This window comes from Humibacter sp. (genome assembly GCF_035547335.1).
In the GTDB taxonomy this organism is placed as follows: domain Bacteria; phylum Actinomycetota; class Actinomycetes; order Actinomycetales; family Microbacteriaceae; genus Humibacter.
In genome coordinates this window covers 1-13,577 of sequence record NZ_DASZVF010000081.1, presented here as the reverse complement: position 1 = coordinate 13,577, position 13,577 = coordinate 1, and the positions used below count along the sequence as shown (strand labels likewise).

The 13,577-nt window shown below is 69.4% G+C and carries 12 protein-coding genes; 10 read left to right on the top strand and 2 right to left on the bottom strand.

Annotated elements, in window-relative coordinates:
• Window positions 1-116 precede the first annotated feature (116 nt).
• The 5 genes from VHB92_RS16315 (at window position 117) to VHB92_RS16295 (ending at window position 7,915) form a co-directional block, all read left to right on the top strand.
• A complete protein-coding gene (locus VHB92_RS16315; protein WP_325454825.1) occupies window positions 117-1,523 on the top strand; it encodes an O-antigen ligase family protein in 1,407 nt (468 codons plus the stop codon).
• A 27-nt stretch (window positions 1,524-1,550) separates the two neighbouring features.
• Entirely contained in the window at window positions 1,551-4,562 is a 3,012-nt protein-coding gene (locus VHB92_RS16310) for a glycosyltransferase (protein WP_325454824.1), read from the top strand.
• 79 nt (window positions 4,563-4,641) lie between these two features.
• Window positions 4,642-5,694 carry a GDP-mannose 4,6-dehydratase gene (locus tag VHB92_RS16305; protein WP_325454823.1) on the top strand — a complete coding sequence of 351 codons (1,053 nt, stop codon included), beginning with the start codon at window positions 4,642-4,644 and terminating at the stop codon, window positions 5,692-5,694.
• On the top strand, window positions 5,691-6,827 hold the full coding sequence (locus tag VHB92_RS16300; protein ID WP_325454822.1) for a glycosyltransferase: 1,137 nt from the start codon (window positions 5,691-5,693) through the stop codon (window positions 6,825-6,827). Before VHB92_RS16305 ends, VHB92_RS16300 begins: the two co-directional genes overlap by 4 nt.
• Window positions 6,824-7,915 carry a glycosyltransferase gene (locus VHB92_RS16295; RefSeq protein ID WP_325454821.1) on the top strand — a complete coding sequence of 364 codons (1,092 nt, stop codon included), beginning with the start codon at window positions 6,824-6,826 and terminating at the stop codon, window positions 7,913-7,915. Before VHB92_RS16300 ends, VHB92_RS16295 begins: the two co-directional genes overlap by 4 nt.
• On the opposite strand, the gene VHB92_RS16290 is transcribed toward VHB92_RS16295, so the two are convergent.
• Both VHB92_RS16290 and VHB92_RS16285 read right to left on the bottom strand, forming a co-directional pair.
• The gene (locus VHB92_RS16290; protein WP_325454820.1) at window positions 7,912-8,544 is read right to left on the bottom strand and encodes a hypothetical protein; all 633 of its coding nucleotides are present in this window, start codon (window positions 8,542-8,544) and stop codon (window positions 7,912-7,914) included. The genes VHB92_RS16295 and VHB92_RS16290 overlap by 4 nt on opposite strands.
• Before the next feature lie 2 nt (window positions 8,545-8,546).
• Complete coding sequence (locus VHB92_RS16285; protein ID WP_325454819.1) at window positions 8,547-10,388, bottom strand: CpsD/CapB family tyrosine-protein kinase; 1,842 nt, start codon at window positions 10,386-10,388, stop codon at window positions 8,547-8,549.
• 590 nt (window positions 10,389-10,978) lie between these two features.
• Between VHB92_RS16285 and rpsJ the strand changes: the two genes are divergently transcribed.
• The 5 genes from rpsJ to rplB all read left to right on the top strand — a co-directional run.
• Window positions 10,979-11,287 (top strand): 30S ribosomal protein S10, encoded by a 309-nt coding sequence (rpsJ, locus tag VHB92_RS16280; RefSeq protein ID WP_022900935.1) that lies wholly within the window; start codon window positions 10,979-10,981, stop codon window positions 11,285-11,287.
• Window positions 11,288-11,297: 10 nt separating this feature from the next.
• Window positions 11,298-11,957 (top strand): 50S ribosomal protein L3, encoded by a 660-nt coding sequence (gene rplC, locus VHB92_RS16275; protein ID WP_325454818.1) that lies wholly within the window; start codon window positions 11,298-11,300, stop codon window positions 11,955-11,957.
• Between the two features lie 3 nt (window positions 11,958-11,960).
• Complete coding sequence (rplD, locus tag VHB92_RS16270) at window positions 11,961-12,626, top strand: 50S ribosomal protein L4 (RefSeq protein ID WP_325454817.1); 666 nt, start codon at window positions 11,961-11,963, stop codon at window positions 12,624-12,626.
• Between the two features lies 1 nt (window position 12,627).
• Window positions 12,628-12,927, top strand: a complete 300-nt coding sequence (gene rplW / locus VHB92_RS16265) for a 50S ribosomal protein L23 (RefSeq protein ID WP_325454816.1) — start codon at window positions 12,628-12,630, stop codon at window positions 12,925-12,927.
• Between the two features lie 17 nt (window positions 12,928-12,944).
• On the top strand, window positions 12,945-13,577 hold a 633-nt coding region (gene rplB, locus VHB92_RS16260; RefSeq protein WP_325454815.1), incomplete at its 3' end, for a 50S ribosomal protein L2.

The following is a 13,577-nucleotide window of genomic DNA, read 5'->3' as shown; positions in this document are numbered from 1 at the left end:
CATATCGGGGAGCCTGACGGCGGACGGAACTGAGAATCTCTCACGGCGTCGGATAGTCTGGGCGACGTGGTGAGCAGGGGAGGGACCGCCTCGATGCCGCCTATTACCATGTGTGCATGGGGCGCGCGAGGGTGAGAGCCGCCGCTACCGCTCCGGCACTCGTGGCGGTCGGGGCGTTCGCCGTCGTGGTCGCGGTCGCCCTCGGCGTGCTGAGTGTGAACAGCACCGCGCTCGCGCTCGTGGTGGGCATCGCCGTGCTGCTGGCGGGAGTCGCGGCGCGCGACTTCACGATCATCCCGGTGCTCGCCGTTCCCGCGACACTCGTGCTCACCCGGGTCGGCAGCGCACTCAGCGTCTCGGACATCGTGCTGGCCCTCGCATCCGTCGTGTGCCTGCTGGCACTGCGCGGACGCGGGGCCGCCGTGCTCCTCCCCATCGTCTGGGCCGGCGTCTTCTACCTGGCCACCGCGATCCCGACGCAGATCCTCAATCCGTACTCGGCCAACGGGGTCGAGTGGATCCACGAGGTGTTCCTCGTCCTCGGCAGCCTCATCGTCGGGTTCATCGTCGGCCGGGCCGACCGTGCGCGCGTCGCCGTCACGCTCTATGTGCTCGGATGCGTCGGCATCGGGCTCGTGACGATCGCCGTGTCGCTCGTGACGTTCGCGCAGATCCACACGTTTCAGCCCGTCTACCTCACCGATCTGAACAAGAACACCATCGGAGGCATGCTGGGCATCACCGCCGTCATCGCCTTCGCGCGGCCGGTGTGGCTGCAGTGGTCCCCGGGATGGTCGTGGCTGATCGTGATCGTCACGTCGCTCGGCGTGCTCGCCGCGCAGTCGAGGCAGGGACTCGTCGGCGAGATCGTCGGCATCCTGATCGTGAGCGTGCGCGCCCGCCCGCAGACCGGAAGACGCGTGCGCATCGTCTGGCTGGCCGCCATCCCGGGCATCGCGTGGGTGATGAGCGAGCTCACGTCGCAGCTGGCATCCGACAACCAGTTCAACTCAGCCCATCAGCGCGTCGACTGGTATGCGCAGGCGTTCGACATCTGGCTGAAGAGCCCCATCTTCGGCGTCGGCATGCGCTGGTGGTACACGGACAGGTTCGCCGGGCAGTACGAGTCGTTCCAGCCGCCGAACGCCGAGCTCGAAGTGCTCACGACGGTCGGCGTGTTCGGCCTCATCGGGTTCCTCGTGCTGTTCGCCGTGGCCGGCTGGTACCTCTGGAAGATGGATCCGGTGTACGGGACGGTGGGGTTCGCCGTGGTCGCCACACGTTTCACGCAGGCCCAGTTCGATCTCTACTGGGTGGCGGGTCAGGCGTCGCTGCTGTGGATCGTGGTGGGAATCTGCTACGGCGTGCGCGAGCTGGACAGGGATCGCCGGGCGCGAGGCGAGCCGGTGCCGTGGGAGCAGGCGGCCCTTCTGAAACGTCAGAGATCCGCAGCACGACGTCCGGGCCTGCGGCCGGGACACCCGCTCCCCGGGCCGCGCGTCGGGGCATCCCGCCAGGCGTAAGCGTTCGCACGAGATCGAAGGGTCAGCATGAGAGTTCTTCGCATCGCCCACCATGCCGTCGTGTCGGCGTGGCGGCAGCGCGAACGAGAACTGGCGGCGCAGGGCGTCGACGTCGAGCTGATCTCGTCGCGGGTGTGGAATGAGGGCGGCCGTGACGTGCGACTGGATGCCGAAGGCGACTCGTTCGTGCGCGGCGCGTGGACGATCGGCAGGCACCCGAGTGTCTTCGTGTTCGATCCTGTTCCGCTCTGGCGCGCGATCGGCGAACGACCCGATCTCATCGACCTGCACGAGGAGCCGAACTCTCTGGCCACCGCTGAAGTGCTCCTCCTCCGCTGGCTGCGCAGGAGCACGGCGCCGTACGTGCTCTACTCGGCGCAGAACATCAGCAAGCGATACCCGGTTCCGTTCCGCTGGCTGGAGCGGAGGGCGCTGCGCGGCGCGGCGGCCGCGTACGTGTGCAACGCCGAGGCCGGCCGCATCCTCACGGCCAAGGATCTCGCGGGGCCGGCCGTCGAGATCCCGCTGGGCGTCGACGTGCGTACGTTCGCTCCCGCCGACCGGCAACCGCCCTCGCAGGGCGTGAAGACCATCGGCTACGTCGGCCGACTGGAAGCACACAAGGGCGTGGACGTGCTCCTCCGCGCTGCCGCCGGGCGAGCCGACTGGCGGATAGCGATCACGGGCGAAGGCCCGCAGCGCGCAGAGCTCGCCGAGCTGGCGCAGGCTCTGGGGATCGCCCATCGGGTCGACTTCCTCGGGTTCGCGAGCGGCGCCGAGCTGGCGGAACGCTACCGGGCCCTCGACGTTCTCGCGGTTCCCTCGCTGCCCCGGCCGAACTGGCTCGAACAGTTCTGCCGCGTCGCCGTCGAGGCCATGGCCTCCGGCGTCCCCGTCGTCGCGAGCGACTCGGGCGCCATACCCGACGTCGTCGGCGACGCCGGGCTGCTGGTGCGGCCAGGGGATCCCGACGCGCTCGGCGAGGGGATCGGACGGATGCTGGAGCCGGAGCGGTGGAGCGAGCACCGGGAACGCGGCCTCGCCCGCTCCCTCCGCTTCACCTGGGACAACGTCGCCCGGATGCACCGCGAGCTGTACGAGCAGGTGCTGGCCGATCGCGACGCCGGCGCCGATTCCGCGCCACACGTGCTCATCGTCGCCTACGGGCCGCCGGATCAGCTTGTCGGATGCCTCGCGGAGCTCGGCGACGGCTTTCCCGTCACGATCGTGGACAACTCCTCGTCCGACGAGACGCGCGCCGTGGCCGAACGCTTCGGCGCCGGGTACATCGACTCCGGATCGAATCTGGGTTTCGCCGGGGGCGTCAACCGGGGTCTGGCGGCGATCGAAGCATCCGAGGATCGCGACCGCGACGTGCTGCTGCTGAATCCCGACGCCAGGATCGCGCGCGACGGCGTGGAGCGCATGCACAGGCTGCTGCATTCCCGTGCCCGGCTCGCCGCGGTCGGCGCCACGCAGACCGAGCCGGGCTCCGGCGCGCCCGTGCGCGTATGGTGGCCGTTCCCGACGCCCGTCGGCGCGTGGATCGAGGCGATAGGACTCGGCGCTCTGCGCAGACGTCACGACTTCGCGATCGGGTCGGCCCTGCTGCTGCGACGAGCGGCCCTTCGCGAGATCGGGGCCCTCGACGAACGCTTCTTCCTGTACGCCGAAGAGACCGACTGGCAGCGCCGCGCCCGCTCGCAAGGCTGGGACATCGCTGTCGCGAACGTGAAGGCGACGCACGTCGGCGCGGGGACGGGCGGCGATCCGCGCCGGCGCGAGCGCCACTTCTACGCGAGCGCGGAGCGGTACATCCGCAAGCACTACGGCGCGGCGGGATGGCAGGTGTACCGCGCGGGAACGTTCCTCGGCGCGGCGGTGCGCGGCGCCGTCCTCCCCGGCGAACGGGGTGCGGAAGCCCGCAGGCGAGGCGCCCTCTTCCGGCACGGACCCGTGCGCGTCGAGTCCGCGCTCGTGCGGCCTCGGCCGACCGCGCGGCGAAAGACCCTGCACGTCGTCCAAGTGGTGTGCTCGGAGGCGTTCGCCGGCGTCGAGCGGTACGTCCTGCAGTCCGCGGTGTCGCTGCACGAGGCGGGATGCGACGTCACCGTGGTCGGCGGCGGCGAGGACTCGATGGGGACTGCGCTGAAGGCTGCGGGAATCGGCTGGCGCCCGGGGACCAGCATGGCGGCGGCGTACCGGCAGCTGCGCAGCATCCGGGATGCCGACGTCATCGTCAGCCACATGACCGCAGCCGACTTCGCCGCCGCCGCGGCCGGGCGGATGCGTCGTGTTCCGGTCGTGAGCGTGCGCCACTTCGCTGCGCCGCGCGGCGGAAATCCCGCCAGCAGGGCCGCGGCCGGAATCGTCGGTCGGCTGATCGGCGGGCAGATCGCGATCTCGCGCTTCGTGGCAGACGCCATCGAGGGGGAGAGCGTCGTCGTGCACACCGGCGTGGCGGATGCCGCGGATGTCGACGAGCGGGCACGGGAGCCGTTCGCGCTCGTGCTGCAGAGGCTGGAGGCCGAGAAGGCCACGGATGTCGCGATCCGGGCGTGGGCGGCCATGCCCGTCGCCGAGGGCTGGCGGCTCGTCATCGCGGGGGAGGGCGGCGAGGAGGCAGCGCTGCGGCGGCTCGTTCGCGAGCTCGGTGTCGAGGGCTCGGTCGACTTCGTGGGGTTCCAGGCGGACGTGCAGGACTGGCTGCGGCGGGCATCCGTGCTCATCGCGCCGACGCCGCGTGAGGGGCTCGGCCTTGCGGTGCTCGAGGCCATGGCCCAGGGTGTGCCCGTCGTCGCCGCGGCCGGTGGCGGCCACCTGGAGACGGTCGGGAGCGTTCCGGACGCCGCGCTCTTCCCGCCGGGAGACGCCGAGGCGGCCGCCGAGCTGCTCGCAGGGCTCGTGCGCGACGGCGATCGCCGGCGCGACTACGGCCGCGCGCTGCGCGAGCGACAGCGCGCGGCGTTCACGGTCGCTGCGCAGACGGAGCTGACCGTCGCCGTGTTGCGGAGTGCGGCGCGGTCCCCGGCCCCCTGATGGGGACTTTCGGCGGTGGAAGCGCTCGATATCCTGGCGATCGACGTCGTGTCATCCGAGCGCGACGGACGGGACAGGTATGGACGGGGTCCGTAGAACCGCGTTGATCACGGGCATCACCGGCCAGGACGGCAGCCACCTCGCATCGCTCTTGCACGACAAGGGCTATCGCGTGTTCGGCCTGATCCGCGGCCAGCACAATCCCCGTCGAGCCGACGTGGAGCGCGATCTTCCGTTCGTCGAACTCCTCGAGGGCGACGTGACGGATCCCGCTTCGCTCGTGCGGGCGGTCGAGGACTCCCAGCCGGACGAGCTCTACAACTTCGCGGCGATCAGCCACGTCGGCTATTCGTTCAAGCATCCGACCCTCACCATGGAGGTCACGGGCAAGGGCGTGCTCAACGTTCTCGAGGCCATCCGGCTGTCGGGACTCTCGACGAAGACGAGGATGTACCAGGCCTCGACGTCGGAGATGTTCGGAGGCGTCGATTACGCCGTTCCCACCACCGGATACACGGAGGAGTCGCCGTTCCACCCCCGAAGCCCGTATGGCGTGGCCAAGCTCTACGGTCACTGGATCGCCAAGAACTACCGCGAGAGTTACGGCATGTTCGTCGTCTGCGGCCTGCTGTTCAACCACGAGGGCGAGCGGCGCGGGACGGAGTTCGTGACGAGGAAGATCACGAGAGCCGTCGCGCGGATCAGCCTCGGCCTGCAGGACACCGTCAGCCTCGGCGTGCTGTGGCCCAAGCGCGACTGGGGTTACGCAGGCGACTACGTGCGCGGCATCTGGATGATGATGCAGCACGACCAGCCTGACGACTTCGTGCTCGCGACGGGAACGGCACGCTCGATCGAGGACTTCCTCACCGCGGCGTTCGCGCGGATCGGCGTCGAGGACTGGCGGCCGTACGTCTCGTTCGACCCTGCACAGACGCGCGCCGCAGAGGTCGACAACCTGTTCGGCGACTCGTCAAAGGCCCAGGAGGTGCTCGGCTGGCGGCGCGAGGTGGACTTCGACGGGCTGGTCACCCGGATGGTCGCCCACGACCTCGACCAGCAGCGAACGCTCAACGGCCTGGCGTCGCCGCTTCCGCCCGAGGCGCATCCGCCGCACCCCGTGCAGACATGACGCGCCGCATCGTGGTGGCCTCCCTCGAGGCGTGGGACGGCGTGTGGCGCCGCAATCAGTACCTCGTCGACGGGCTGCTCGACTCGGATCCCGGAACCCGCGTGCTGTTCGTCGAGCCGCCGAGCGACCCGCTGCACGACGCGCTCACGGGACACAGCCCACGGCGCGGACGGGGGTCACGTGTCGGCGGCTACGACGGCAGGCTCGTGCTGCATCAGCCGACCAAGGCGCTGCCCCGGATCGCGGGGCCGCTGGCGGATGCGCTGCTCACGCGGGACGTGGTCGCGGCCGTCCGCCGACTGGGCTGGAGCGATGGCGTGCTGTGGATCAACGACCCGGCCGCCGTGCCGCTCGTGAACGCCCTCGGCTGGCCGGTCGTCTACGACGTGACGGACGACTGGGTCCAGGCCGAGCGAACGGGCAGGCAGCACTCGCGCATCGCGGCGGCCGACCGGATGCTGCTCGAGCTGAGTTCCGAGGTGGTCGTCTGCTCGCCTGCGCTGGCGAGCACGAAGGGTGCTTCGCGTCGGGTGCATCTCATCCCGAACGCCGTCGACGTGGAACGCTATCGCCTCGGGGTGCCCCGGCCGGGCGACCTCCCGGACGGCCCCGTCGCGCTCTACGTCGGCACACTGCACGAGGACAGGCTGGATGTCGACCTCGTGCTGCGCACGGCCGATGCGGCTGCGGCATCCGGCGGCTCGGTCGTGCTCGTCGGGCCTGACGCCCTCGGCGCGCGGAACCGCGAGCGGCTGGCCGCTCATCCCGGCGTCGTGGCCCTCGGTGCGCGCGAGCACGACGCCGTGCCCGGCTATCTCCAGCACGCGAACGTGCTCCTCGTGCCCCACGTCGTGACCGCGTTCACCGAGAGCCTGGATCCGATCAAGCTGTACGAGTACCTGGCCGTCGGCAGGCCCGTCGTGAGCACTCCGGTCGCCGGGTTCCGGGAGACGAAAGGCCTGACGGTCGCCCGTTCGGACGCCTTCCCCGGCGCGGTCGCGCTCGACCTCGCCGAGTGGCGGCCGTCGGTGGAATACGATGATCTCCCCGACTGGCGGGAGCGGGTCGCAGCATTCGGCGACGTCATCGAAACCGCGTCCGGCACGCGCACCCCACGAGAAGGAGCCACATGACCGGCGTGATCGTGCACGAGTGGCTGGAATCGGTGGGCGGCGGTGAGCGCGTCGTCGATGCGCTCGCCGCAGAGTTCCCTGACGCGCCGATCATCTGCCCGTGGGACGACGTCGAGGATCGCTATGGGCCGGGGCGCGTGCGGGAGAGCTGGCTGGCTGCCACCCCGCTCAGGAACCACAAGGCGGCGGCACTGCCGTTCCTGCTGCCGTGGTGGCGCTCGCTGCCCGCGATGGATGCCGACTGGCTCCTGATCGGCACGCACCTGTTCGCGCACCATGCCCGCCTGCGCGGGCCGTCGCGCGACATCCCGAAGTACGTCTACGCCTACAGCCCCGGGCGGTACATCTGGGAGCCGGACATCGACGAACGCGGGCAGAGCGCGCTCGTGCGCGCGGCATCCGTTCCGCTGCGCAGCATCGACCGCAAGCGTGCCGCCGAGCCGGTGAAGGTGGCGGCCGTCTCGAACTTCATCGCCGAGCGCATCGAGCGCTGCTGGGACCGCGAGAGCACCGTGATCTACCCGCCCGTGGACGTCGCCGCGTTCCCGGGAAGCGACGACGAGCTCACCGAGGACGAGCTGAGGGAGCTCGAGGCGCTGCCAGCCGGGTTCATCCTCGGCGCCTCCCGGTTCGTCCCCTACAAGCGAGTCGACCTGGCGATAGCGGCGGGCGTGGCCGCGGACCTGCCGGTCGTGATCGCGGGCGATGGCCCGGAGCGCGAGAGGCTGCTCGAGCTCGCGCGCCGGAATCCCGGTCGCGTCACGTTCGTGCACCGGCCGTCCAACGCCATGCTGCGTGCCCTGTACCGCAGGGCGGCGGTGTACGTGTTCGGCGCGGTCGAGGACTTCGGGATCATGCCCGTCGAGGCCATGGCAGCGGGCACGCCCGTGGTGGGGAACGCGATCGGGGGCGCATCCGAGACGGTGGTCGACGGCGTCACCGGAGCTCTGTTCCGCTCGACGGATGCAGCGGAGCTGCGGCGTGCCGTCGAGGTTGCCTCCGCCGTGGATCCCGCAGCGTGCCGGGCCCGGGCTGCGGAGTTCGACGGCTCGACCTTCGGCGGCCGCATCAGGGAGTGGATGGCCTAGCGCGCGGCGAACTGGGCGTCGAGCGGCGCTCCGGCCCGGTCGCCGACGAGATGACGCGCCATGCTGTCGATCTCGCTCGTCAGCTCCGCGACCAGTACCCGCCACGCCTCGGCGGGCTCGTCGACGGGATCGGCGATGTCGTCCTGCTCGTTGGAGCCGATCATGTCGGAACGTGGGCGCTCCGACCCCGCGAGCTCGATCCATTCCCGCAGCAGCACGTGCCTGCTCGGGGGATGCTCGTCGAGCCAGCGCACGAACTGCGGCAGCGTGAACACGCGCGGCCACAGCTCCCGGTCGGCGGCCACCAGCTCGCGCACGTGCTCCCTGGTCATCGTGAGGATGACGTCCCACCCGCGCAGCTGCGTCGTGTCGGCCCGCTTGCTCAGGTGACCGGACAGGTCGAACCCGTTCTCGCCGGCCACCTGCACCCCGGCGGGCGGCATCGGCCGTCCGCCTTCGATGAGGCCGGCGGAGGCGAACGCGAACGGAAGGCCCGCGAAGCGACGGCGCGCGATCGCCTCGGCCATGGCGGAGCGACACTGATTGGCCGTGCAGACGAACAGGATGCGCGTCACATCCCGGTCCCCGTCCGTGCCTCCCACCTGGTCGGCGTACGACGCGCCCTGCACGGCTAGACCTTCTCGTCCTCGGCCGAGTCACGTCCTCTGCGGCTCCTGCCAGAGCGCGCGGGTTCGTCGTCCGCTTGCTCGAACCCGGGCCAGTCCTCGAGCTCGTCGTCGTTGTCGGGGTCTGCCTGGTCGTCTCGTGACCCGCCCTGGTCTCGGGTGCGGTCCCCGGTCCGGTCACCGGCGCGGTCATCGTGCTGCCTGCCGTTGCCTCCGACCAGGTTCGCGAAGCCGTCCTCGTCGTCGAAAGCCGTCTCGTCGTCCGCGGGGGCCGGTGCCTCAGCACTGCGTGCCGCGGCGACCGTGCGGCGACGGGCCGATGCACCGGATCCGTAGTACGCGGAGTACGACTTGGGCATGCGCCGCCGCGAGCGATTGGCCACGACACCGAGCACCGTGATGCCGTTGCCGGTCAGAGCGTGCACGGTCTCGAGCAGCCTCTTGCGCCTCGTACGGCGAATGGATGCCACGAGCACGGCGCCGTCCGAGTGCGCCGAGAGAAGGCTCGCATCCACGAGCGCGAGCGACGGCGGCGAGTCGATGACGACGATGTCGCACATCGTGCGGAGCGCGGCGAGGATGTCGCCGAGTGCTGAGACGGCCAGCAGGTCGGCCGGATCGTACGGCTCGGAGCCGGCCGGCAGGATGCTCAGCCCGCGGAACTTCGTGCGGTTCAGGCTTGCGGCGATGATCTCCGCACCCGGGGCCGAGCCGCCGTTGGCCGCAGCCTGCAGCAGCTCGGTCAGGCCTCTTCCAGTGGCCGCCTCGCCGAAGTAGGCATCCAAGCTCGGCCTGCGCAGGTCCCCGCCGACGAGGATCACCCGCTTGCCGGTTCTCGCCCAGGCCAGCGCCAGGTTCGCCGAGACGAACGTCTTGCCGTCTGCCGGCTCCACGCTGGTGACCACGACGACATCGTTGCCGCGCGGCAGGAGCACCTGCAGCGTGGTGCGCAGAGCGCGGAGGCCCTCGTTCAGCGAGGTGCGCTTGCGGCCGGCGGCCGGCAGCCAGTCACCGCGTCGCTGCATGCGCTTGTCCAGCCTGAGCTCTCCGAGCGCGGGAAGCCCGGTGATGTCCTCGATGTCGTCGTCGCCGCGCAGTCTGTCGTCGAACGCATCCCAGATGAGCGCGATGCCGATGCCCGCGACGAGGCCCGCCGCGAGGGCGACCGCGATGGCGATGAGCGGACTCGTGCCCTGGAACTGCCCAGGAGTCGCGGCCTTCGTGACCGTCAGCGGAGAGCCGGCGCTGTCGATCTTCTGCACCGTGTTGTTCGCGCTCGCCAGCGACGAGATGGCGTTCGCCAGATTCGACTGGGCGATGGAGTTGGCGGGGTTCGCGTTCACCTGCGCCTGGTACGCCTCGGCGGAGGCCGTCCATTTCGCCGCTTGAGCCTCGGCCGCCGACTTCGCCTTCGCCGTCTGCGCCTTCAGGTAGTCGTTGTATGACTTCACCACGGCCTCTGCGTGCTTTTGCGCCTGTTCAGCGGTCCTGCCGTTCGCCGTGATCGTGAGCGTCTTCGGCTGCGCCTGCCCGGTTGCCTGCACGGGCGTCGCGGTGACGACCCACGACCCCGTGGAAGAGGCAGGCTCGCCGACGGCTTTCGCCGCGGCATCCAGCACCGCGGGCGAGGAGATGCTCGTCGGATCGAAGTCGACGGATGCCGTGCCGATCTGCCCGCTCGCGGACGCGCTGGAGGCCAGAGCACTCATGCGCACCGTGGTGGTGGACGTGTAGACGGGAGTCTGCCGCACGAGGAAAATGGCTGCGACGGCCACCGCCAGAAGGACCACGGCGACGACGAGCAGCCGCCTCTGCCAGATGGCGCTCAAGGCTTGCCGAAAAGTCACTATGTCTCCCGCTGGCGTCGCGACTGCTCGATAAGACTACCGGGCGCGGCTCGGCACGCCCCGAATGCTGTCCGACCCTTCATCATGAAGCCGACGAACGGCGCTGGCAGCCCCCTGAACGGGGCGCCAGTGGGTGCGCCGGTGCCGCGACACGCCCGAGTTGCACATACCCCTGCGATCTGGCAAACTTTTGGGGTTCAACATTTCGGTGCTGCGCGCCCCGCGCGATGTGCATCGGATCACTGCCAGGCAGTGCATAGCCGCTTCGAGCTGGCTGATCCGAACGATCGGATCGAGTCCTCGGGGTTCGGGTTAGGCCGCGGGCAGAAGGACGCAGCTTAATCGACATCCGGAAGGCCATGGGCTATCCATGTGCCTTGCGAGGGCGACACGCCCGAGCGCGGGGGCCGATGAGAGGCAAGGGATGCTCCGGCGCGAGCATGAGCATCCCCTCGCCCTTGACAGATAAATAGCGGTGCGGCACCACGTGGCGTTCCCAAGAGGTGCCGGCGCGAGAGCGTCGGCGCGCGATGCGTCCAATGCGGCTCTGACTGCCGTAAGACGCCTGAACAGTAGAGAGAGAGTCAGATATGGCGGGACAGAAGATCCGCATCCGGCTTAAGTCGTATGACCACGAGGTCATCGACACCTCGGCGCGCAAGATCGTCGACACGGTGACCCGTGCCGGTGCTCAGGTCGTCGGGCCGGTGCCGCTCCCCACCGAGAAGAACGTGGTGTGTGTCATCCGTTCGCCCCACAAGTACAAGGACAGCCGCGAGCACTTCGAAATGCGCACGCACAAGCGGCTGATCGACATCATCGACCCGACGCCGAAGGCCGTCGACTCGCTCATGCGTCTCGACCTGCCGGCCGACGTCAACATCGAGATCAAGCTGTAGGGGTCCACTCATGTCTACTACTGAGACCAAGACCGTCAAGGGTCTGCTCGGCAAGAAGCTCGGCATGACCCAGGTGTGGGACGAGAACAACAAGCTCATCCCGGTGACCGTCGTCGAGATCACGCCCAACGTGGTCACGCAGATCCGCACCCCCGAGGTCGACGGCTACAACGCCGTGCAGATCGCCACCGGCGCCATCGACCCGCGCAAGGTGAACAAGCCGGCCACCGGTCACTTCGAGAAGGCGGGCGTCACGCCGCGCCGTCACGTCACCGAGGTGCGCACCGCAGACGCAGGCGAGTACACCGCAGGACAGGAGCTCACCGTCGAGGCCACGTTCGAAGCCGGCCAGAAGGTCGACGTCGTCGGAACCTCGAAGGGCAAGGGCACCGCAGGTGTCATGAAGCGCCACAACTTCAAGGGCGTCTCCGCCTCGCACGGTGCGCACCGCAACCACCGCAAGCCGGGCTCGATCGGCGCGTCCTCGACGCCCAGCCGCGTGTTCAAGGGCATGCGGATGGCCGGTCGCATGGGGGCAGAGCGCGTGACCGTGCTGAACCTCACCGTGCACTCGGTCGACGCGGCCAAGGGCCTGCTGCTCGTCAAGGGCGCGGTTCCCGGCGCTCGCGGCCGCATCGTGTTCGTCCGCAACGCAGTGAAGGGAGCGTAGTCCATGGCTACCTCGATCGACGTTTTCGACGCATCCGGCAAGAAGTCCGGTTCCGTCGAGCTGCCGGCGGAGATCTTCGACGTTCAGGTCAACGTCCCGCTGATCCACCAGGTCGTCGTCGCGCAGCTCGCAGCAGCGCGCCAGGGCACGCACAAGACCAAGAACCGTGGTGAGGTCTCCGGCGCCGGCCGCAAGCCGTTCAAGCAGAAGGGCACCGGCCGCGCCCGTCAGGGTTCGATCCGCGCCCCGCAGATGACCGGTGGCGGCATCGTGCACGGCCCGACCCCGCGCGACTACGCGCAGCGCACGCCCAAGAAGATGATCGCCGCGGCCCTGCTCGGTTCGCTCAGCGACCGCGCTCGTGGCGAGCGCATCCACGTGGTGGAGTCCATCGTCGCCGGCGATTCGCCCTCGACGAAGGATGCCGTCGCGCTGCTGTCCGGCATCGCCGCCTCGAAGCACGTTCTGGTCGTGACCGAGCGTGACGACGAGACCGGCGTGAAGAGCGTGCGCAACCTGCCGACGGTGCACACCATCTCGTACGACCAGCTGAACGCCTACGACGTGCTCGTCTCCGACGACATCGTCTTCACCAAGGCTGCTTTCGACTCCTTCGTCGCAGCCAAGCAGAAGGCCGCAGCGACGAAGAAGGAAGAGGTGAGCGCCTAACATGCCCGCCATCAACAAGGACCCGCGCGACGTCATCATCGCACCGGTCGTGTCCGAGAAGAGCTACTCGCTCATCGACGAGGGCAAGTACACCTTCCTCGTCGACACCCGCTCGAACAAGACCGAGATCAAGCTCGCGATCGAGAAGATCTTCAAGGTCGAGGTCGCATCCGTCAACACTCTGAACCGTCAGGGCAAGACGCGCCGCACCCGTTTCGGCACAGGCAAGCGCAAGGACACCAAGCGCGCCATCGTCACCCTCAAGTCCGGTTCCATCGACATCTTCACGGCTGTCGGCTAGGGAGCAAGGGAACAACCATGGCTATTCGCAAGTACAAGCCCACGACCCCAGGTCGCCGCGGCTCGTCCGTGGCCGACTTCGCCGAGATCACCCGGTCGACGCCCGAGAAGTCGCTGCTGCGCCCGCTGTCCAAGACCGGCGGCCGCAACAACCAGGGCCGCATCACCACGCGCCACATCGGCGGCGGGCACAAGCGCCAGTACCGCGTCATCGACTTCCGTCGCAATGACAAGGACGGCGTGAACGCCAAGGTCGCGCACATCGAGTACGACCCGAACCGCACCGCGAACATCGCGCTGCTGCACTTCGTGGACGGCGAGAAGCGCTACATCCTCGCCCCCAAGGACCTCAAGCAGGGCGACGTCATCGAGCAGGGCCCCAACGCGGACATCAAGCCGGGTAACAACCTGCCGATGCGCAACATCCCGGCCGGTACCGTCATCCACGCTGTGGAGCTGCGTCCGGGCGGCGGTGCCAAGCTGGCCCGCTCGGCCGGTGTCAGCATCCAGCTGCTGGGTAAGGAAGGCGCCTACGCCACGCTGCGTATGCCCTCGGGCGAGATCCGTCGCGTCGACGTGCGCTGCCGCGCCACCGTCGGCGAGGTCGGCAACGCCGAGCAGGCGAACATCAACTGGGGCAAGGCCGGCCGT

Bases quoted from the DNA above. Each gene is read 5' to 3' on its own strand.
- VHB92_RS16315 (WP_325454825.1), top strand. From the start codon at position 117: ATGGGGCGCGCGAGGGTGAGAGCCGCCGCTACCGCTCCGGCACTCGTG.
- VHB92_RS16310 (WP_325454824.1), top strand. From the start codon at position 1,551: ATGAGAGTTCTTCGCATCGCCCACCATGCCGTCGTGTCGGCGTGGCGG.
- VHB92_RS16305 (WP_325454823.1), top strand. From the start codon at position 4,642: ATGGACGGGGTCCGTAGAACCGCGTTGATCACGGGCATCACCGGCCAG.
- VHB92_RS16300 (WP_325454822.1), top strand. From the start codon at position 5,691: ATGACGCGCCGCATCGTGGTGGCCTCCCTCGAGGCGTGGGACGGCGTG.
- VHB92_RS16295 (WP_325454821.1), top strand. From the start codon at position 6,824: ATGACCGGCGTGATCGTGCACGAGTGGCTGGAATCGGTGGGCGGCGGT.
- rpsJ (WP_022900935.1), top strand. From the start codon at position 10,979: ATGGCGGGACAGAAGATCCGCATCCGGCTTAAGTCGTATGACCACGAG.
- rplC (WP_325454818.1), top strand. From the start codon at position 11,298: ATGTCTACTACTGAGACCAAGACCGTCAAGGGTCTGCTCGGCAAGAAG.
- rplD (WP_325454817.1), top strand. From the start codon at position 11,961: ATGGCTACCTCGATCGACGTTTTCGACGCATCCGGCAAGAAGTCCGGT.
- rplW (WP_325454816.1), top strand. From the start codon at position 12,628: ATGCCCGCCATCAACAAGGACCCGCGCGACGTCATCATCGCACCGGTC.